Origin of the sequence: Nostoc sp. 'Peltigera membranacea cyanobiont' 210A, assembly GCF_002246015.1 — a bacterium.
GTDB lineage: Bacteria > Cyanobacteriota > Cyanobacteriia > Cyanobacteriales > Nostocaceae > Nostoc.
Genome location: NZ_NOLJ01000003.1, coordinates 708473 through 730204, shown reverse-complemented (window position 1 = coordinate 730204; position 21732 = coordinate 708473). Strand labels below are relative to the sequence as shown.

16 protein-coding genes and 1 pseudogene are annotated in these 21732 nt (G+C 42.6%); 4 read left to right on the top strand and 13 right to left on the bottom strand.

Going from position 1 to position 21732, the window contains the following annotated elements; translation table 11 throughout:
* Nucleotides 1–92: 92 nt before the first annotated feature.
* A pseudogene (gene tnpA / locus CDG76_RS12395) lies at nucleotides 93–511 on the bottom strand (IS200/IS605 family transposase).
* A gap of 64 nt (nucleotides 512–575) precedes the next feature.
* Between tnpA and CDG76_RS12390 the strand changes: the two are divergent.
* Nucleotides 576–1763 (top strand): RNA-guided endonuclease InsQ/TnpB family protein, encoded by a 1188-nt coding sequence (locus CDG76_RS12390; protein ID WP_094349295.1) that lies wholly within the window; start codon nucleotides 576–578, stop codon nucleotides 1761–1763.
* A 298-nt stretch (nucleotides 1764–2061) separates the two neighbouring features.
* Here the strand turns inward: CDG76_RS12390 and CDG76_RS12385 are convergent, their stop codons facing one another.
* The 5 genes from CDG76_RS12385 to CDG76_RS12370 all read right to left on the bottom strand — a co-directional run bounded on the left by CDG76_RS12385 (nucleotide 2062) and on the right by CDG76_RS12370 (nucleotide 4832).
* On the bottom strand, nucleotides 2062–3306 hold the full coding sequence (locus CDG76_RS12385; protein WP_094349294.1) for a cytochrome P450: 1245 nt from the start codon (nucleotides 3304–3306) through the stop codon (nucleotides 2062–2064).
* A gap of 181 nt (nucleotides 3307–3487) precedes the next feature.
* Complete coding sequence (locus CDG76_RS38275; RefSeq protein WP_143854078.1) at nucleotides 3488–3676, bottom strand: hypothetical protein; 189 nt, start codon at nucleotides 3674–3676, stop codon at nucleotides 3488–3490.
* A gap of 60 nt (nucleotides 3677–3736) precedes the next feature.
* The gene (locus CDG76_RS12380; protein ID WP_094349293.1) at nucleotides 3737–4075 is read right to left on the bottom strand and encodes a hypothetical protein; all 339 of its coding nucleotides are present in this window, start codon (nucleotides 4073–4075) and stop codon (nucleotides 3737–3739) included.
* A 45-nt stretch (nucleotides 4076–4120) separates the two neighbouring features.
* A complete protein-coding gene (locus tag CDG76_RS12375) occupies nucleotides 4121–4477 on the bottom strand; it encodes a hypothetical protein (protein WP_094349292.1) in 357 nt (118 codons plus the stop codon).
* A gap of 133 nt (nucleotides 4478–4610) precedes the next feature.
* Nucleotides 4611–4832, bottom strand: a complete 222-nt coding sequence (locus CDG76_RS12370) for a ribbon-helix-helix protein, CopG family (protein ID WP_094349291.1) — start codon at nucleotides 4830–4832, stop codon at nucleotides 4611–4613.
* A 455-nt stretch (nucleotides 4833–5287) separates the two neighbouring features.
* On the opposite strand from CDG76_RS12370, the gene CDG76_RS12365 reads away from it, so the two are divergent.
* Nucleotides 5288–6523, top strand: a complete 1236-nt coding sequence (locus CDG76_RS12365; RefSeq protein ID WP_094349290.1) for a DUF4336 domain-containing protein — start codon at nucleotides 5288–5290, stop codon at nucleotides 6521–6523.
* Between the two features lie 259 nt (nucleotides 6524–6782).
* Here CDG76_RS12365 and CDG76_RS12360 read toward each other — a convergent pair whose 3' ends face one another.
* From CDG76_RS12360 to zwf, 3 genes are all read right to left on the bottom strand, one after another.
* Nucleotides 6783–7061: a microviridin/marinostatin family tricyclic proteinase inhibitor gene (locus tag CDG76_RS12360; protein WP_094349289.1), complete on the bottom strand. Its 279-nt coding sequence runs from the start codon at nucleotides 7059–7061 to the stop codon at nucleotides 6783–6785.
* A gap of 280 nt (nucleotides 7062–7341) precedes the next feature.
* Nucleotides 7342–8832: a glutamine synthetase family protein gene (locus tag CDG76_RS12355; RefSeq protein ID WP_094349288.1), complete on the bottom strand. Its 1491-nt coding sequence runs from the start codon at nucleotides 8830–8832 to the stop codon at nucleotides 7342–7344.
* 236 nt (nucleotides 8833–9068) lie between these two features.
* Nucleotides 9069–10448: a glucose-6-phosphate dehydrogenase gene (gene zwf / locus CDG76_RS12350; protein ID WP_094349287.1), complete on the bottom strand. Its 1380-nt coding sequence runs from the start codon at nucleotides 10446–10448 to the stop codon at nucleotides 9069–9071.
* Nucleotides 10449–11032: 584 nt separating this feature from the next.
* On the opposite strand from zwf, the gene CDG76_RS12345 reads away from it, so the two are divergent.
* Nucleotides 11033–13249: an AAA family ATPase gene (locus CDG76_RS12345; protein ID WP_094349286.1), complete on the top strand. Its 2217-nt coding sequence runs from the start codon at nucleotides 11033–11035 to the stop codon at nucleotides 13247–13249.
* Between the two features lie 215 nt (nucleotides 13250–13464).
* On the opposite strand, the gene CDG76_RS12340 is transcribed toward CDG76_RS12345, so the two are convergent.
* The 3 genes from CDG76_RS12340 to CDG76_RS12330 form a co-directional block, all read right to left on the bottom strand.
* The gene (locus tag CDG76_RS12340; protein ID WP_094349285.1) at nucleotides 13465–14670 is read right to left on the bottom strand and encodes a glutathione S-transferase family protein; all 1206 of its coding nucleotides are present in this window, start codon (nucleotides 14668–14670) and stop codon (nucleotides 13465–13467) included.
* 377 nt (nucleotides 14671–15047) lie between these two features.
* The gene (locus CDG76_RS12335) at nucleotides 15048–15452 is read right to left on the bottom strand and encodes a DUF4112 domain-containing protein (protein WP_094349284.1); all 405 of its coding nucleotides are present in this window, start codon (nucleotides 15450–15452) and stop codon (nucleotides 15048–15050) included.
* A gap of 544 nt (nucleotides 15453–15996) precedes the next feature.
* Nucleotides 15997–20160, bottom strand: coding sequence for an nSTAND1 domain-containing NTPase (locus CDG76_RS12330; protein ID WP_094349283.1), 4164 nt, complete (start codon nucleotides 20158–20160; stop codon nucleotides 15997–15999).
* A gap of 67 nt (nucleotides 20161–20227) precedes the next feature.
* Between CDG76_RS12330 and CDG76_RS12325 the strand changes: the two genes are divergently transcribed.
* Entirely contained in the window at nucleotides 20228–20605 is a 378-nt protein-coding gene (locus CDG76_RS12325; RefSeq protein ID WP_094349282.1) for a CU044_2847 family protein, read from the top strand.
* A 367-nt stretch (nucleotides 20606–20972) separates the two neighbouring features.
* Here the strand turns inward: CDG76_RS12325 and CDG76_RS12320 are convergent, their stop codons facing one another.
* Complete coding sequence (locus CDG76_RS12320) at nucleotides 20973–21446, bottom strand: hypothetical protein (RefSeq protein ID WP_094349281.1); 474 nt, start codon at nucleotides 21444–21446, stop codon at nucleotides 20973–20975.
* Nucleotides 21447–21732: the final 286 nt, after the last annotated feature.

Here is a 21732-nt window from a genome sequence, read left to right as displayed (position 1 = left end):
AGTGAGTTGACGACTGTCTTCTGACCAATGCGACAGCGTTCGCGTTAGCGTCTCGTAGAGAGGGAAGAAGACATGGAGTCAACGAGCAATTTCTAAATTGATTCAGAGGGCGATTCTTGCGCTTCAATGTATTTTCTAAGAGTTGATACGGTAACACCACCACAACTAGCAACAAAATAAGAACCACTCCAGAACACATCTTTCCAATAAAAACTCTCTAGGTGTTCTGCAAATTCTTGCCGGAGTTTTCTAGATGATACAGACTTTAGATTATTGACTAACTTGCTAAGTTCAACGTCTGGATGATATTTAAAAAGCAAATGTACATGATCCTCCTCTCCATTAAATTCTACCAGCTTACAATCCCACTTTTCTAGTAATTCTTGCATTACAACATTTAGTCTACTTAGCATCTCAGATGTAAATGCTTTACGCCGATATTTAGTAACCAATACTAAATGTACTTTCAGGTCGCTAACAGACCAACATTAGAAACAAAATCATTTTTCATATTTTGCTGCAACTATATCTACATCAGTGTATATTAAAAAAATAACACCGATTTGGTCGAAAAAGTGAAAATATCATATCAGTACCGATTAAAGCCAACTAGAGAACAAGCAGCGCATATTGACAAAACATTAGATATGCTGCGGTGTCAATATAACTATCAGCTCGCTCAAAGGTTTGACTGGTATGAGCAAAATCGTTGCTCTATAGATAGATGTTCACTTGTTGCTTGCCATATCCCAGAATTAAAAGATAAACCTAATCGCTTTAATCAGCAAGCAACGCTAACCCAACTAAAAAAAGACCGTCCTTGGTACAAAAGCATTCACTCTCAGGTGTTGCAAGAAGTACCAAAAAAAGTTGAGATAGCTTTTGATCGTTGGATAAAAGGTGATGCTAATGGCAAGCGTAGCGGTAAGCCTAGATTCAAAGCTGCATGTCAATATAAAACTTTCACCTATCCACAATTCAAGAAAGAGCATTTTATCAACAAGAGAATAACGCTCTCAAAGATTGGGGATATTAAGGTGATTGTTCATCGTCCAATACCTGATGGATTCGATATTAAAACTGTATCTCTCACCAAAAAAGCTGATGGATACTATGTCACTTTAAGCCTTGATGACAAATCAATTCCCCAGGTTTTGCCTGATTTTGATGCCAAGAATATAGTTGGTATTGATGTTGGATTAATTGATTTTATTGTTACTTCTGACAAAGAAAGGATAGCAGCGCCTAAGTTTTTACGTAAAGCCGAGCGTAAATTAAAATCAGCACAACGCAAGGTTTCTAGAAGAAAGAAAGGTTCTAGCCGACGCAAGAAAGCTATTAATAAACTAGGTAAGCAACACAAAAAAGTTGCTGATACTAGAAAGGATTTCCATTTCAAAACTGCTAACTCTTTACTCAAAAGGTATGATGTTATTGCTGTTGAAAAATTAAATATAAAAAAACTGGCTAAATCAAGATTGGCTAAAAGTATAAGTGACGCTGGATGGGGACAGTTCTTAACCATACTTTCAAACAAAGCCGAAAACGCTGGTTTGAAGGTAATAGCTGTGAATCCAAACGGTACAAGCCAAGAGTGTTCTAGTTGTGGTCACAAAGTAAAGAAGCCATTAGCCCAAAGAATGCACAATTGTCCTAACTGTAGGGTCAGTTTGTGTCGGGATCTAAATGCTTCTCTAAATATAAAGAATCGTGGGACGCACGATCTAAAAGCTCAGATTATGTCTTCAACGAAGAGTCTCTGAGAAGCCTACACCTCTCTTCGAGCAGGTGTAGGTACGTCACGAAGAACGCCAATTCTCTATTTGCAAGCTGTTTACTCTTTAAAATTATCGAACATTAAATGTTACAACAATAGAACTTACGCATTGACAAAGACAGCCAACTGTGGATTACCTCTTAACAAAGACTTTGCTTTCAGTAATACCTTGTGGTTTTTCAGCTAGTTCGATTTTGCCGTTTTTATAAATTCCTTCAATGGTTCGTAGCATTGTTTTTACCTCCTATCGAAATTCTAGTAGTATTTATTACCGAACTGGTGGTTCATGATGCCTTGTCGAACTCAATATTGAGGTGCTTCAGTGTCCGCATGAGTACATTTGGTAAATATTGGTATCCTTCTTGTGCCAAGCGAATGTCCTTCAGGCGTAGCAGCAAACGCTGATATGCGATCTGCATTTCCTTACGAGCAAGCATAGCACCCAAACAGAAATGAATCCCATGACCAAAAGATAGGTGGTTGCTGGCATTATGGCGGCGCACATCGAAACGCTCACCTTCAATAAATTTTAGCGAGTCGCGGTTAGCAGCATCGAAGCGGAGCATCACTAAAGACCCAGCTTTGAGATCGACATCTTGAAGCTTTGTATCTTCCGTCACAACTCGCCACATTCCTGCTGTCGGACTTTGCATTCGTAAAACTTCTTCAACAAAGTTTTCTAACAGAGAAATATCTGTTTGTACTAACTTCATCTGCTCTTTGTTGTTTGTCAGCAACAACATCCCACCTGCGATCGCACTGGTGACAGTCTCATTGCCTGCCACTAATATTTGCTGAATTATACTCAGTAGTTCAGCAGTGTCGAGCGATCGCTCTCCATCCACTTTTGCCTGTACCAAGTCAGTGATCAAATCATCTTGAGGCTGTTTTTGGCGTGACTCGATGACATCATGAAAATAATGCTGAAAAGCAACAACATCTTTAGCACACTCGATTTCCTGCTCCCTAGAAAGTAAGTTACCTAAACGCGCAATAAAAGCATCAGACCATTGCTTGAACTTCGGCAAATCTGCTTGCGGCACACCTAACTGTTGAGCAATAACTTTGAGCGGTAAGGGTACGGCAAACTCACTGACGAATTCACACTTGCCGCGATCGATAAAACTGTCAATCAGTTCATCAACAATCTGCTCAATCAAGTCACGCATTTTGTTGATACGCGATGAGGTGAATGCCTTATTCACCAGCGAGCGAAATCGCTCGTGTTCTGGTGGATCTGCCGTCAGTAGGGTGTTCATCTGAGGCCAGCCAAGAGCCGCAATTTTCTGCAACTCCTGATCGTGTTGTTCTTTGCCAGCTAGTAAAGTCGAGAAATTGCTAGAGAATACTCTTGTATCCTTAAGAATTTCGATCGCTAAGTCATAGCGAGTAACAAGAAAGAGTTTTGCTTCCGTTGTGGGACTTGGTAGCTCCATAATTGGTGCTTGCTCCTGTGCCAGCTTGTAGAATTCATAAGGGCACACAAGCACTTCTGGATCGAAGAAGTTGTAGTCTGACAGATGCTTCATGCTTCTAAGTGGTGGTCAGTGATGGTTTGCTGTGACTGATTTTGAGTCAACATCATCTTAACAAGTTACTCACCGTCCGCTCATTCGCGATCGCAGTTTAGGTACAACGAAAACTGCAACGGTCATCAATGCAAATTCTGATGCAGTCGGAGCGCGATGGCGCTTCTCTCGCGATTGGGACTTAACCCCTAATGGGATTGTCGGCCTTGTGAAACGCGATCGCAACTCCTAACTTCCGACTTCCACGAACTAGCTGCTGAAGTCGGAAGTTACCGCAACACGCAACTTCACCAGCCACAGCCGATTGTCGCACTCCCTTTTTTCTGGGCTTTTGACTAACAGAATGCTCGATTTTATAGAAAGTGCCCACACACTCAACGAAGAATAAATACTTTAGCTGTGGTGAGCCACGTTTGTGACCTTTAGTAACTCAAGAATCTTTTTGACTCTTCCCTGAAATATATCCAACCCCTCCTCCTACAATGAATGTAAGAGTAGATTGTGCCCATTTTTTATCATCAGATGATGTCTTATTTGATTGAATTGTTTGAAAACAAAAATAGCACATAAAGCCTATGGCAGTAAGAGAAGCTAAAGTTATTGAGACTTCACGTCCAATTTTACTCCATTCTTCAACTTTGCTTTTTGGACTTTTAATAATATATTCTGTTTCATCTAACTTTAGCTCTATATTTTTAGCTTTTTGATTTAAATCTATTGGCGTACCAGATACATTCTGTGTTTGGTTATTAGGATTATTTGATGTCATAAATATATAAAATAAAATCCTTATATTAGTTAAATAGCAAAATAATTAAAACCCAGTAATTTGCTCACCATAATCAGTTTTATCATCAACTAATGCTATTTTTTTATTATCGATAGGAGCGTTACAAGCAATCTCATACAAAGCAATTGCTTTACAAATCACTTGTTCTTTACTACACGAAAGCCTTGCAGACAACTTTTCCAATTGCTTGTTAATAATTTCCATTTCTAAAGATTCAATTAATACAGTTTCATCTAATTCACCTTTGTATAACAATAATTCTATTAATGTAGATACATCAATTTGATTTAAATCATACTGATTGTATCCTTTTTGTTTACAGAGTACGTCCAAGTCATGAATATTTTTTAAACTTTTAGTTGTTTCATTATAATCAGTCATTTATACCCCTTACAAATAGGAAAATTCCTTAATACATTATATTAAGGAATTTTAGTATTAAATGCTAAAAAAGGACGCCAAAAAGTTGAGGACTGTTGAACATGACTAATTAAATAAAGTAACTTAAGACAGACTATATTCCAACAATTTCTCTATTTACTGTCTGATCTTTATTTAATAATGCAACTTTTTCACCTCTTTCTTTGGCATCAACAGCAACTTCCATTAAAGCTATTGCTTTACGTAAAATATCGCTTTTGCTTCCTCCGGATTTTTTAGCTAATTGAGTAATAGTTTCATTCAATTCAGAGGAAACATCCAGGCTCAGTCTAATTTTTGAGGATTCTTGTTTCATAACTTAACACCGTACAGCTTTGCAAAAACAGATACCAAAATTAACTTACTTAATTTTGGCTTACTTTTTACTTACTTTTTACTTACTTTTTAAGTATAGATAGTATTGCTCAAAAAATCAATAAGTTTACAAAATATTTAATTAAGTATTAATGCTTATTCAATTTTGAAAAGTCACTTTTCAACTGCTTGTTTACCTCTGTATACAAAATGTAGACAATGACTTAGCCCGCGATAGAGAAGCGCCGATCGCAATTGGAGGTAGGTAATCCAATGTCCCATAAACCCTCGCGCCCCGGCTCATGGGAAGATTCGGTAAAAAGAATCTTTTACCGACAAGTGTTGTGTTGTGTAGGGATTTTAGCCAGTTGCCCTCGCCCGACAAGCGTGCTATATCAATCTTGTAGCCACTACAGCACTCTCATAACTGGCCCGCGCCAGGACAATGGAACGACGATGAACTCACAACGATCTCAGTCGAAGGTTGAACTACAAGATCGAGGGATGTCTCCTTTGAACAACCCCAAGGATTGGTCATGGCCATTCTGGGCTGCTGTCCCACTCTACCCCTACGGCAGGCGGCGGACACTTCGTCAGGAAATAGTTCAGGACACTATCTGGACATTCGATCAGCTTCACGGCATTCTCTACACCATCGTGCCGATTCGCATGACTATCGTCAAGCTCTCTGCTGGAGGACTTCTGGTCTATGCACCCGTTGCTCCAACAACTGAGTGTGTCCGCTTGGTTAATGAGTTGGTAGCAAAGCACGGTGAAGTTAAGTACATTTTACTGCCAACCAGTTCTGGTCTGGAGCATAAAGTCTTCGTTGGCCCCTTTGCTCGTCGCTTTCCTCAAGCACAAGTCTTTGTTGCGCCGCACCAGTGGAGTTTTCCGTTCAATCTGCCGCTTAGTTGGCTAGGCTTTCCCCAAAAACGAACTCAAGAACTCCCAGAGAACTCAAGCCTTGCTCCCTTCGCTCTGGAGTTTGACTATGCAATATTGGACATCGACTTGGGACGAGGATCTTTTGCAGAAGTTGCAGTGTTTCACAAGCGATCGCACACTCTGCTTGTAACTGATTCTATCCTTTCTGTGCCAGTTGACCCACCAGAAATCCTCCAATTAGATCCTTATCCCTTACTGTTTCATGCCAGGGACAATGCCTCGGAAACGATCGAGGACAATGAAGACAACCGTCGCAAGGGATGGCAACGCATTTCACTATTTGCGCTTTACTTCCGTCCTAGTGCCTTAGAAGTTGCTTCAATCGGACAGATGTTTCGTGATGCTCTCAAAGCACCACAGCGATCGCTAAAAACGTACTTTGGTTTATTTCCTTTTCGCTGGCAAGAAACCTGGAAACAGGCATTCGACGCTCTACGAGGTCAGGGACGACCATTTGTCGCACCAATTTTGCAAATCCTCATTCTTCCTCAAGCCCCAAGCCAAGTCCTCAACTGGGCTGATACAGTTGCAAGGTGGGATTTTCAGCAGATTATTCCCTGTCACTTTGACTCGCTAATTAAAGCAAATCCGCGTCAATTTCGGCAAGCATTTGCTTTTCTGGAAAAAAATCTTTCTTCTAGCGAAAGCCAGCTTCTATTGCAGGAAGACTTAAAATTCATTCAGGAACTTGAAGCGAGTCTAGTTAAACGCGGTATTGCAACGCCAGCTAAAGAGAAGTCGTAATCAATTAGCTGAATTACTTAAAATCTCAGCGATCATCACGCTGAAGGTGCATAAAATATTTTTATTAGTTTTGGCATTTTCACGATTGTCAACTACTGAGAAAGCAAAAAGCAAAATATTAAAAAAGTGAACTTAATTTTAATAGGGAGCCAACCCCTAGATGAAGTTGGCAAAGCTAAATGTATTTTTATACTGACAATAATTTTAAAACCGCATCTTTGGTGTAGTCAAAAGTATGCAGCTATGAAGGTCAAGACGACTATCTGTCATCACTATCTGAAGGAAACTTCTGAGTAACAGCGTACTTGTCATTATTAGAAGGGTGCTTCTTGGTTACTGTAGTGCCATCTTCCTGATCGGATGGAAACTTCAGAGTTTGGACACCTTCATCATTATTCTGGTTTGTGGCATTATTGCATCCACCGATAATCGCTTTTGATTCTTCATCAGAAAGGTCTTCAAGGCTTTGCCCTTCCAAGAATCGAGCAAAGAATGGTACTGCTTGTGAATTCAACTCTTCTGGTTTGTTTTCAGACACAATCTTCCTCCTATAACAAGTGAATCTAAATTTATACTGTACCTGTATGATATGACATAATACTTACCAATATCTTTGCCAAAATAAGAGTTTATACATCAACTCACCCTCGGAAATTGGCGAAGGTATTGACTTACCAAAACAAGTATTAATTCATCCTTTATAAATATTTACTTTTGCGCAATTATGCTTGTATAAAGTTAAAAATATAATAATTTTTCTTAAGCAAGTATGTACGGGGCGATCTTTAAAAGCGCGAGATTTCCAAGAATTATTCACTTCAAAATAATTCAAAATATTCTCTTTGCTCCCAGTTAGTCACCTGCTTTAAATAGTCTTCTGGTGGACGATCAGCGACAGACTGCAAAAAGCGATTGATTTCACTCTCTTTCATTTTGATGATGAAGTTGATGAACTGCTGCCCCATTTTCTGAGAAAAAAGTTCGCTTTGACTCAAATATGAAATCGCCTCTGGCAAACTTTTGGGTAAGGTCGGGCTTTCTGTAGCGTAAGGTGACTCTGTTGGGGAGCCAGGATCAACTTTACGATCTACACCATCTAGCCCAGAAATCAATTGCGATGCCATATACAGATAAGGATTGGCTGCTGGTTCTCCAACTCGGTTTTCAATATGGGTGGTGGGGTCATCAAAACCGCCTTGTAATCTAATCATTGCCCCTCGGTTTTCCAATCCCCATCCGGCACGGTCAGGAGCTAGAGAATAAGGCCTAAATCTTTTGTAGCCGTTAATTGTTGGGGTTGTGAACACAGAAGCAGCATTGGCGTGTTTCAGAAGACCACCAACGAAATGTTTACCTAAGTCTGACATTAGGGATTTGGAGTTTGCAGACATGAAAGCGTTCTCGCCTGTGCTTTGGTCTACAAGGGATTGGTGCAAATGCCAGCCATTGGAAGAAGAACCTTGCAATCCTGGACGACACATAAATGATGCGATGTAACCTTGTTGACGGCAGATTTGCTTGGTCGCCATTCGGAATATCATCATTGTATCCGCAGCTTGTAATGCCGGAATCGGGTCAAAGGTAAATTCAAATTGACCGGCACCTCCTTCGTTTTCTACACTCCTTAAAGGCAATCCCATTTCAACTAAGTTTTCTGCCAGAATACGCAGCAAGTCGTGAATCTCTGGATTATGGGATTCTAAAAGATATTGGAAACTATGCTCTACAGCGCTAACTTTGGCAGGTTCACCAGGTTTTCCAGAAGTACCAACATTAGCGATCGCTAACATCGGATCTTCCAACTTTGCCAGATACCACTCAACTTCTAAGCCGACAATATGCTCCAATCCTCTTTGATGTAACTCTACCAATGATTGGCGCAAAATACCGCGACTGGAAAAGGGCATTGCCTGACCATTTTGAAAGTACTCGTCACAGAGAATAAAGCCAGTACGTTTTGCCCAAGGGAGAATTTTGAAGGTATCAGGGTCAGGAACAGCCACAAGATTTGGCGCACCTGTCATCAAAGGCATATCTAAACTACCGCCAGGCACAAACGGGTTAAATACTATTGCACCACCAGTATCAAACAGGAATGTCCCTGTGCTGATTTGCATACCGTTTTCTAAGGCACTGAAAAATGTCTGGGGTAAGAGCGATTTGCTGCGAACAATCCCATGCTGGTCTGACCAAGCGGTACGAATCAACAATAAATCCCGTTCTTTGACAACAGCCTCGATCTTTTCAGATGCTTGTTTTTGGATTTCTGTCCACAGGTGATGACGCTCAATAAATCCAGGTCTTTTCATTTGGATTGCCTAATCATGTTCAACTGCTTGTGCGGTTAGCTTGAAATTAGCTTTCATCAGGTGCTTCCATTCTTGGTGATAACCGCGAATTGCTAACTCATCTGTCACAGGTTGAATACAGGATTTATAAATAAACCGCATCCCCTGCTAAATGCGCAAAAAATACTTTGTAAATGATTAAAATTATCGCATCTCGCCAAATTCCTTGATATTGCCCAGATTATGAGTAATATATACTACTCTTTAGACAAGGGATTATACCATTGATCCTTTGGCAAGAGCAGTTGATCTGACTCAGGTGGCCCCCATGTATTTGGCTCATACTCGTAAACGGGTGTGACGTTATCGAGAATTGGCTGGACAATCCGCCATTCCTCTTCTACAGTATCTTCCCGTACAAACAAGGTGGGATCGCCCCGCATAGCATCAGCTAACAGACGTTCATAGGGTTCCATCTCGTCGCCACCTCCATAAAAGGCCAGGAGTTCAACCGCAGAGCCGATCATATCTTCTCCAGGGATTTTAGTGCGAGCGCCCAATCCCACAATTACCTCTGGATCTAGTAAAAAACGAACATAATTAGCGTTTTCTTGTCTTCCCTCCTGGAACACATCTAAAGGTGGACACTTGAACTTGACCATCACCTCAGTAGTTTTAACAGGCAATTTTTTCCCAGCCCGGATGTAGATGGGAACTCCTGACCACCGCCACGTATTAATAAATAACCGCACGGCAACAAAAGTTTCTACTTGGGAGTCAGGCGCAACACCTTCTTCATTGCGGTAATCAGAAAATTGACCGCGAATAATATCATCGGGTTGCACTGAAGGTATAGCTTTGAGAATACGCTCTTTTTCATCCCGAATGGAATCGGTAGCAGTACTGGCGGGAGCATCCATGCACACTGAAGCCAATACTTGCAGCATATGGTTTTCCACTACATCTCGAATTGCACCAGTCTCCTCATAGAAGCGCCCCCTTCCTTGAATGCCAAAGTCCTCTGCCATCACAATCTGGATGCTTTCAACATAGTTGCGATTCCAGATGGCTTCGAGAAAAGAGTTGGCAAACCGAAAATAGAGTAAATTCAGCAGTGGTTCTTTGCCCAGGTAATGGTCGATGCGATAGATGGCAGATTCGGGAAAAACTGATGCCAGAATTTTATTTAACTCGCGTGCTGATTCCAAATCCCGTCCAAATGGTTTTTCAATTACCACCCGCGCATTTTTAGCACACCCTGATTCGCCCAATCCTGATACTACTTGTGCAAACAGGCTGGGTGGAATTGCCAGATAGTATAGGGGACGAGTGGCATCACCAAGGGCTTGACGTAATTTTTCGTAAGTTTCTGGTTTGTTGTAGTCACCAGCAACGTATTGGAGTAGTCCAGAAAGTTTCTCAAATGCGGCTTGATCTATACCACCATGATGTTCTAGGCTATCACGTGCCCTTTCCCGAAGTTGCTCCGTCGTCCAAGGTCGTCCGGCAACCCCAATCACTGGGACATTAAGATTGCCCCGTCGTACCATTGCCTGAAGGCTGGGGAAGATTTTCTTGTAGGCCAAGTCACCTGTTGCCCCAAAAAATACCAGTGCGTCTGAATCAGGAGTTCCCATGACTAACCTCTTTAGGAATTAGCTTTTTTATGATGCCCGCCAAACTGATAGCGCATGGTTGATAAAAGTTTGTTGTCATGCACTTAACACCGATTCATTAATTGCTGCGATCGCACTCCAGCAACTTTCGCCAGAATTATCTTGCTTGTATTGGAGTCCGACTGGTGGATAAATTACAGAGGTTTAAGACCCTGACGACGAAAGTTGTGACTTGTGAATTCTGGCTTCTGGATTTTTTTCAATTGGTATCAGAATTATACTCAGGGATTTCCGAAAAATAAATCATACCAATTTGGGATTTTAGATGAAAAATCCTTGCAATTCTCAGATATGCATAGAATGTATACTCAAAAACCTGAAGAATAACACCCCAGTGGATAGAAGAGACAGCCAATAGAGTATGCGACATTACGATGAGGAATTTCTCAGAAAAGACAATTGATTTGATTTGGGCGATCAAAGAATTTCTTGTTGCCCACCAATGCTGCACTCCTTAGACGAAGAAATTCTAGAGCAAATGTTGTCAGAATTAATCAGATAGTAATTTATTTTTCTTAAAAATCAGAGTTGGCAGTAATTAAATAATGGATTTATTTGACCAGCATCTTGCAAAAATAACTGAAGAAGAAGCACCCCTAGCGGCTCGAATGCGTCCACGGACACTTGATGAATTTGTTGGTCAAGATCATATTATCGGACAAGGAAGGCTACTGCGGCGTGCTATTAGCTTGGATCAACTGTCTTCATTAATCTTTTCTGGGCCACCAGGGACTGGCAAGACTACTTTAGCGCGGGTTATTGCCAACAGCACCCGCGCTCACTTCATCGCTATCAATGCCGTACTTTCGGGAGTTAAAGAAATTCGAGCGGCAATTGAAATAGCCCAACAACAGCGCAAGTTCCATAATCAACGAACTATTCTTTTTGTCGATGAAGTTCATCGCTTTAATAAGTCTCAGCAAGATGCTCTATTGCCTTGGGTAGAGAATGGTACAATCATTCTCATTGGTGCTACCACCGAAAATCCTTTTTTTGAAGTCAATAAAGCACTTGTCAGCCGTTCGCGGATTTTTCAACTTCAGCAATTAACTGATAAAGATTTATATAAAATTGTTGAGCAAACACTAGCTGATTCTGAACGCGGTTATGGCAAGTTAACAGTACAAATTGACGCAGATGCTTTAGATCATTTAGTTAATGTTGCTAACGGTGATGCTCGTTCATTATTGAATGCTTTGCAACTGGCTGTAGAGACTACACCACCCGATGCTACAGGTGTTATTCATATTCCCCTAGCAGTGGCAGAAGAATCAATTCAGCAGCGTGCTGTTTTATACGACAAAGAAGGGGATGCCCATTTTGATACCATTAGTGCTTTTATCAAGAGCTTACGAGGTTCTGACCCAGATGCAGCACTCTACTGGTTGGCTAAAATGGTTTATGCAGGTGAAGACCCCCGATTTATCTTCCGTCGGATGTTAATTCTGGCCAGCGAAGATGTCGGATTAGCCGATCCACAAGCAGTTGTCGTCACCAATGCCTGTGCCGAAGCATTCGATCGTGTGGGAATGCCGGAAGGGCGTTATCATTTGGCACAGGCAGTACTTTATTTAGCGACTGCACCCAAGTCCAACAGCCTTATGGGTTTTTTTGATGCTTTAGCAGCAGTAGAAATTGAAAATGTTGCAGAAGTTCCCACTCATCTTAAAGATGCCAATCGGGATAAAAAAGGTTTTGGGCATGGAGCGGGTTATCTCTATCCTCACGCTTATCGAGATCATTGGGTAGAACAGCAATATTTACCCAAGAGCTTGCAAGGTCAATTATTTTACCAACCATCAACCCAAGGTTATGAACACCAAATCGCAACACAAGTGGCACGTCGTCGAGAAGCTCAACTTGCTGCAATAGTAGAAGGTATTGGTGTTGCACCAATAGAAGTCATGACTTATGGAACTGTTGATCGAGCAGATGAGCGCTGGTTGCAACGCACACTTTCTCAGGTAAGTACACAATTAGCATCTGTGCGCGATCGCATTTTCACTTTCGCTCAATTACAACGTCATCATTTAGTATTGGATTTAAATGCCGCTACTGGTTTACTTACTTGGGAAGCAATCCGGCAAGTTCCTGAAGGCGGGGTTTATGCCTGTGTTCGCAATAGCTCTGATGCCAATGCTTTAATTGAACAAGCTGCGGCACTTCCTGAAACAATGCGACCAATAGTTTTTACTGCATCTGCTGCACAGATACCTGCTATGCTGGCATCTCTTGCACCAAATCTACAGTTTGACTCTATTATCGGGCGCAATATACTAGCCTCGGAATCAGATAAGGGACTTGCTGCTCAAGTTTTAGGTCAATTGATCCCGCACTCAGTCAAGCTTATTTTAGCTGAGACAGTACCTCGTCATACCCAAAGATTTTACCGCTTACTGCCCAGCCAAAATCTCGATGCCCAATTGTATGAGCGATTAGTTTTAGCAGAAGAAGCTATTTATACAGATGCGTCTGACCCCATGCTTAACTGGGACGCTGACGATTTGCGTCAGGCTTTTGCTTCAAATGGACACTACGTACAAGTGGTTCTTGAAGAGTATTTGACACCAATGCACATCTCTGACAATTTTCTCAAGCGTTTATTTACTTCTAATCTTAATCGACCAAGTTATGCCGATCGTCTGGCTGCAAATTTGACAACTGAGGAAATACAGACTATTAAAAATTTGTTTATTCGTTACTTACTCAACCAATCCGTTAATTGGTCAAGCACTGTGGCATTTTTAAATATTAACAAATAGAATATTTTCTGGCTATCAAATCACAGTTGTTGGTAGCCGCAAGCGAGGACTTAGCCTAGATGTAAAAAAGGCTGTGTGTTCAACAGTAGCACTTACTATTTCTAAAATACAGTTTGGGCTTGTTCTCTTGAAGCTGCTCGTAATTATACTGAGTTATTAGACTAGATTTCGCTACATGGTTGCCGCCATTCGCTTAAGCATAAATATCTGAAATCCTACTTGATGGCAAAGTTAGACGGGTCTTGATCTCGTCGATGCTTAGTGGGAATGGGGGCTGGCTGCCCATCACCTGCAAGGGCTGCGGTTTTCTCCAGGGATTCCCTCAATCGCTTGGCTGCGTAGATAGACATGTCTCGTGGTACATTAATGCGATCGCGCAAATATCGGAGAGCGACATCAGATCCCGATGGAGGTACACAGTCTTCCCCTGTCATCATGTGTGTTAAAGCACAACGTAGCGCTCGATCAAACAATTTATCATCTAAGGGGTTGACTCGGATAATATTGATCCGGTGATCGATTGTTCGTTTAAGAGCTTCCATGCGGGAGTTTTCTGGTTCTGGATAAGTAACATCTGGTAGCCCGAACCAGGGGCCGTTATCCACCCGCGCTTTATTGAAAAGCATCTGGGTTTCGCCGTTTTCCCAACAGCCCCCCATCTGAGGCGGCAAATCATGTGCGTGGGTGTGAAAGTCACTCTGGGTACCGCAGTAGGTCGGTCGGCTTTCCATTGCCGCAAACCATGCGCTCAAACGAGGGTTTTCCTCTCGCAGTGAGTAGCCCTTGTAGTAGTAAAGGCTCGCATTCATCCGTTCGAGATATGGCGTAAAAATGACATCAACGATGCCGAAGTTATCTAGAAAATAAGGGCTTGGGGTGCTACCCAGAGCCGACTCTACCCTAGCCACCACTCCGATAAATTGTTCTCGGTTGCGTTGTTCTTGTTGAAAGGAATCGGTTCTAGAGCATAACCAAGCGCACCAGGCTCTAAATAAAAGTCGTTCTAATTGACGTAGAGTCAGCACCGCGCGGTCTTCCATCCCTTGATTCAATGGAGCAAATACCTTTTCCAAAGCGATCAAAATGTCATCGCTTTCCTTAATAATCCGTCCATCTAGCTCGATCGCGGGGAGCATTCCTGATGGTACCTTACGTTTGTACCAACTTTCTTTCTCCCCATAGCAGAACATTGTCACTTTTTCGATGCGGTAGGGGATCTGTTTTTCCTCTAGCCATAACCAAACTTTTTGACAGTAAGGACACCAGGCGTGGTTATCGCGGTACAGCGTTACCCGCACATCAGATTCCGGCTGACCAAACAAGCGCAACCTGGCTCTAGCATTGGTGAGACCATTAACGGTATCTATTTGATAGTCCGTGAGCGTTTCTAGTTCTTCCCAGCTTAAGGGTGCGGTAGTCATAGGGGGAGTTGCGTAGGGCAATACTTAGGACAATTCTATACTCTACAATATTTTCAATTACACCAAGGCTGAATTTAACCGATAGGTTCGCCCATCAATTCTTTCCATTTCTCTTTTAAGAAAAAGTTGAAGTGACGATACCACCTTCAAAGTTTCTGGCAATTTGGCATAACTTGTCTCTGAATTGCCGTTTAAATGAGATATCAACAGAACAGACGCAAATCGCCAGTTGTTGACCCAACGCTGTAGAAGAACTCAACAGACCACCCACAGCGCTCGGTCATCGCTTCTCTACAACTGGCTAGTAATCTACTAGAAAATACATAGTCAATGTGCAATGGTAATGCCTGCGGCCGTAAACTACGCTCTTTTCCTACTTAAATTTGGCGGAATTTTTGAGAGTAAAGTTCATCAGACACTTTTTTTAGTTCTGGTTCAACTACTGTCAAATGTTGCTCTAAAATTGCCAAATTCCGAATGTTGGATTTATAGAAAGCATCAAACAAATCACCCACCAAAGGCACAGTACCAACGACTGTTTCCAAACCTACATTAAAAATCATTTTGGCTAAGTCTTGACGCGGGATGCCAAACCGAGTAGCTAAAAATATAATGTAAGCTGAAAACGCTGTACTGATTAAATCACCAGCACCTGGAACTAGACCAATGATTGGGTCTATGCCAATGCGAAATCCTGTCAAAGGGATACGTATTGATGTATCCATCAGACGGCTGAGTTTGCGGATGCGATTTAGAGTTGCAAGGCGTTTGGCAGCGTCCATAATTGACCATATTTACACTACTTTTAAATTGCACCATTTTTAGTTCTTTGTCTTGTACCGTTAGAAATAACAAGTATGAATAAAAATCCTGAATACTGCCTAAAAAAGCATTATAAATAATTAGCCAGACATGATATAAGACGTTTTCTCCATAAGTTTGCATACTCTCTAACATCTCTGCCGCCCAGTCATATCAAGTTCGGGTGATTACTTATCATAAAATTTATCAATGTAGGTTGGGTGGAACTTTAGTGTTACCCAACACAAACTTAGATCCCATCTTGGGTTTCGTTCCTCCACCCAACCTACAGATATTATAAGTGTTTAACTAAGTGTTTAACCGAACCTGATATCATTTTTACCCCCCGTACCAATGCATAGATATATTGCAAATCCAGGAAGGTGAGGGCGTGTTCGTGTATTCGTAGGTGCAGGTAAGCAGCAAGTTCCTGCCAGCGGAAACCGACACTTACTGCTTTGATAGCCGTTTGCAATTGAATTGAGTACAGACCTTCTTAGAGGCACGGCATTGCCGTGTGTGTTTTTACCCGCTTACTTTACTCCAAACATATTTACGGCAGACTTCGCAGGCGGCTTTTGCTTCTTCAGTTTGCGGATTGGTGAAGATGGGATGGTAACGCAACCTGTCGCAACAGACTTGCAACCATGTACGCCAACCACCCCGCCACAACCTCACCGTGCCGTCTTTACCACCACTGACAATCGTTTGCCCATCGTCGCTGATGGCCACAGAATAGACAGAACCTTCATGACCACGCAAAGGTTCAGCTAAGGACTGACCTTGCAGGTTCCACAACCGCACTGTGCCGTCACGACCACCACTCACAATCGTTTGCCCATCGCCGCTGATTGCCACAGAATAGACAGAACCTTCATGACCACACAAAGGTTCAGACTGACCTTGCAGGTTCCACAACCGTACTGTGCCGTCACTACCGCCACTAACAATTGTCTGCCCATCGCTGCTAATGACGACAGAATTGACAACACCCTCATGATCGCGCAAAGGTTCAACTAAAGGAAGACCTTGCAGGTTCCATAACCGCACTGTGCTGTCACTACCGCCACTGACAACCGTTTGACCATCGTCGCTGATGACCACAGAATGGATAGAACCTTCATGATCGCGCAAAGGTTCAGTTAAGGGAAGACCTTGTAGATTCCACAACCGCACTGTGCCGTCACGACCGCCACTGACAATCGTCTGCCCATCGCCGCTGATGGCCACAGAATGGATAGAACCTTCATGATCGCGCAAAGGTTCAGTTAAGGGAAGACCTTGTAGATTCCACAACCGCACTGTGCCGTCACGACCACCACTGACAATCCTTTGCCCATCACCGCTGATGGCCACAGAATTAACAACACTCTCATGACCGCGCAAAGGTTCAGCTAAGGGAAGACCTTGGCGGTTCCACAACCGCACTGTGCCGTCACGACCACCACTGACAATCCTTTGCCCATCACCGCTGATGGCCACAGAAGTAACCCAACTCTCATGATTACGGAATGATTTGGCTAAGGGAAGACCTTGCAGGTTCCACAACTGCACTATACCGTCACGACCACCACTGACAATTGTCTGCCCATCGCTGCTGATGGCCACAGAACTGACATCATCTTCATGACCACGCAAAGGTTCAGCTAAGGGAAAACCTTGGCGGTTCCACAACCGCACTGTGCCATCACGACCGCCACTGATAATTGTCTGCCCATCACCGCTGATGGCCACAGAACTGACATCACCTGTATGATCGCGCAATGGTTCAGCTAAGGACTGACCTTGACGGTTCCACAACCTTACTGTACCGTCACGACCGCCGCTGACAATCGTCTGCCCATCGCCGCTGATGTCCACAGAATAGACAACACCTTCATGACCACGCAAAGGTTCAGCTAAGGGAAAACCTTGGCGGTTCCACAACCGCACTGTGCCGTCACGACCGCCACTGACAATCGTCTGCCCATCGCCACTAATGGCCACAGAAGTGACAACACCCCTATGACCATGCAAAGGTTCAGACTGACCTTGGCGGTTCCACAATCGCACTGTGCTGTCTTCACCACCACTGACAATCGTCTGCCCATCGCCACTAATGGCAACAGAAGTGACAACACCGCTATGACCATGCAAAGGTTCAGCTAAAGGAAGACCTTGGTGGTTCCACAACCGCACTGTACCGTCACTACCGCTACTGACAATCATCTGCCCATCGCTGCTGATGGCCACAGAACTGACATCATTTTCATGACCACGCAAAGGTTCAGTTAAGGGAAAACCTTGGCGGTTCCACAACCGCACTGTGCCGTTACGATTGCCACTGACAATCGTCTGCCCATTGCTGCTAATGGCGACAGACCTGACATAATACTCATGACCATCAAAGCGAATGGAGACTATTGCTTTATTTGTCACTTTATTCAAACTGTTTTGAACTGGTGCGAGAATCTGCTGGGGTAGTTTATCTAAATTCTCACCCATAGCTTGAATTGCCAACATTAGACTATTTAGGGGTTGGACTGTCAATAAATTCTCTACCCTCACGGCTTTCTCTCGCAATCTTGATTCAGTCAGTGCCTTTTCTAAGGTAGCAATCTGGTACTGTTGAAAAGCATCCTGGTGCTGTTTAAAAGCATTACTGAGTTGATAAAAATTTTTGGCTTGAGGCGATAATAAAAACTGTAATTTGTCCCAATTTTCCTTCACCTCTGTCAGCAATCCACCCATCATTAAATTTTCATCCTTGGGCTGCTTTTGCCACTCCCGTAAAGCATCTTCTACTCTATCAATGAGTCGCCGCAGTTCCCGCCCTTTTTGACGCCAGTTAGCAAATCTTTGCCAACCTTCCATTAAGGCTTCATGAGCTAAATCGATCCAAACTTCTCCTGTCGCTTCCGTGTCAGCTACTATTAAGCGTCCTTGTATTAGTTTTTCTAGGACATTACTTATAGCTTTTTGATTCCTTGATTTATCACCAGCAATGTTCAACAATTTCGCTTTCGGTTGCCACTGTCTAGTATCTTTTGCTTCTGCACCAGTACGCACCAAATTCAAAAAAATCTGCTTTACCCAATCTTGCTGCTGTTTTGTGAAACTTTTATACAGTTTTTCTGTATGACGATTTAATGCTCCAATAACTCCACCCAATTTCTTGTACTTAGCGACTGTCAACAAATGAGCTTGCCGATCGCGCTGTTCCCAAAGTTCAGTGAGGGCAAACTGCAATAACGGTAAGCAGCCTTTCTCTTGTCCGATCGTTTCGTGTTGAATAGCTCCCAGTAATCCTTTTTCCAATTGATAACCTTGCAGATTTGCCGGAGATGCGATCGCTTCTTCTAATTCTGCACCCACCAATGGCGGCATATAAACTGCCTGTTCCTGAATTAGGTTAGTCAGCGATTTATAGCTCAAACAGGGTTCGAGAAAATCTGCTCGCATTGTAGTGACAATTGCCAACCGCGAACTTTCCTCAAAACATCCTTCTAAAGGGAGAAATTCTGTTAATAACTCAATAAATCGTTGTCTCTCTTCTTCTTGCGAACAAAGGGTGAACACTTCTTCAAATTGATCCACCACTAATAAAAAGTTCTGGGAAGTTGGCAGACAAGAAATTACCTGACGTAAACCATTCGGGTGATAGCGGATGTAGTCATAGAGTTGTCTTGAGTTGGAAAAATATTGTTTAAAAACTCCTCTTAATTCAGCTAACGGCTCGATATCTGGTGTTATCTCTAAGATTTGCCAGCCATTCTTTTCTAAAGCTGGAATCAATCCCGCCCGAACTACTGAAGATTTACCACTCCCCGACGCGCCAATCACTGGTACAAAATTCGCTTGTCCCAGTTTTTCTATCAGCAGTTGGATCACTTTCTCTCGCCCGAAAAAAAACCGTGCTTGTTCTTTGTTAAAAGCCTCTAAACCCCGATAGGGACAAGTTTCATCGATAACTACCTCTGTTTGTTTAGGCTGATACCGCACTAACGTAATGGAACGCCCCCAACCCATGCGGATTGGTTCTTGACCACTGCTTTTAAGTTCTGTAGCAAGTATATCGAAGAGGCGATCGCCTGTCACCCGTCCGCGATCGTTAGTGTTGTCTGCTGACAAACCAGCCAGCAAAGCTGTTGTAAAAATACTGTGTTGTTCGCTTTTTTTGGCATAAGCTTGTTGAAAACCTCTGCAAGCAGCAATAAAGTAGTAATCGCGCTGTGAAATAAAGGCAGTCAGAGTTTTTTCGATGAGATTGCGTTCTAAAAATTCACCGCTATGACAGCAATCTAACAATACTACTAGACTACTCAAGTCGGAGTCTCTAATTAAATTGTTGAGACTTAAAAGACTAATCCCGCCTGTTTGTTCAATAATTTGTTTGCCTTGAGTGACAATTGTTAAGTCAGAGGTTGCTAGATATGCTTGTTGGGTTCCTAAGCTGTCATATACAGTGATGCCATGTCCTGTAAAGTAAATTAGCGCTTCGTTTTTAACTGCTTGTTGTTGCAAAAGTGTTTTTAAAGCTTCAGCCAACTTATTTGTGCTAACTTTCCCTTTGAGAACAGCGATATCCTCAAAATCACCATGCGTTTTTAGTACCTGCGCGACTGCTTCGGCATCCGTAGCTGGTTTTGTGAGGTTGGAAAGCTGATTTGTATAATCTGTAATGCCAACTACAAGCGCGTAACGAGCCATCTATACGTATTTAAATTGTCTGTTACAGAATAAGATAACTTAAATACACCTAAACTCTGAGGGCTTGATGTCGAACATAGAACGTTTAGTCTTTGAAGAAGACGGGGAAATCTATACAATTCTGTTCGAGTCAAAGGAAACGCCAAGTGTTCCAGAAATAGTTACACCGGAGGTTGATGAGGAGAAAGAATCCTACGGCTTTCGGGAAGAGGCATTTGTCAAGATTGAGGAAGTTCACCATCAAATTCGAGCTTATACCAAATATGCCATTGGCGCTTTTAAAAATTTAGGTGCTGCTGAAGTCGAAGAGGTAACTCTGAAGTTTGGCTTAAAGATAGGCGGAAAAACTGGTATCCCCTTCGTAACTGAAGGTTCGGCGGAGAGTAATTTTGAAATTGAGGTGAAGTGTAAGTTTCCTGAAAATAAGCAAAATTCCAGCACTTAAGGTTTTGCTTTGCCAAGGATAAGCTTTGTACCTTCAACTCTGCTAGGAATTATGAAAGCGATGTCTTTGACGGGCTACGCCTACGCCTTTCACTCACCAAAATTCACCCTTAAATCTGGGATGTTGCAGTTCAAAGCACGAAGTTCCGAGTTAAAAAGGAGAGCAATCGCCCTCCACTCATCATCATTCACTCTTGGATCTCGGATGTTGCTGTTTAGAGCTTCAAATTTCGTGTTCTTATCTCGAAATTCCATGTTCTGAAGTTGAAGCTTCGAGTTCTGAACTCGGAACGCCGAGCAATTTACTCCAACATCCGAGTTCTGAGCTTCAACATTGTACCTAAGAAGTGCAATTACCGAGCTATTTTCTACAACGCTGCGGCTTGAGGCTTGGACTTCCGAGATTTACGCGCGAACCTTTGCCCCATTTCCTCAACTACTGTTTCTAAACCAGCGCCTTGTCCACTAGCTTTGGCATAGTTATATACCTGCAACGCAGCTGCATAAGCTTCACTACCCACTGCTATAGATGTATCATCTAGCAACTCTTGTAATTGTGACAAAGACAGCAATACTGGATACAAAGCTTCAAATAATTGTACGTCTTTCCGCATCTCATTGAGGTCAAACGATCGCGGCAAAAACTCTGGGTTCTGTGTCGCTACCTCCAATGCTTTACTGACAAAGGCGCGGCTTTTATCTCCCATCTTAGGTAAAGCTTTCCGCTCCTCGTTACTTAAATCAATCAAAAATGGTAATTTGTCTTTAATGGTGGCGATCGCTTGCAACACAGCATCTCTATCTGATTGTGCTAGTGTTGCACTAATTGGGGCTGTGGACATAGAAATTAATCTCCAGTATGTTGCTTAATTTTAGAGTGCCCACATATACCAGTTTAATTTCAATAACACCAATAAAAATTCCAATTTCAAAAGGTGAGCTTTGTCAAAGTGCGGGTTACGCCTAAGCCTTTAGCTCACCATAATTTATACCAATTTGAAAAAGGAATGCGACAAATAGACCACTTGTAGAGACGCGATTCATCGCGTCTTTACCCAAGGATGTGTTGCTACTGCCTTTATAGCCGTTTGCAATTGAGTCGAGTGCAGACCTTCTTAGAGGCACAGC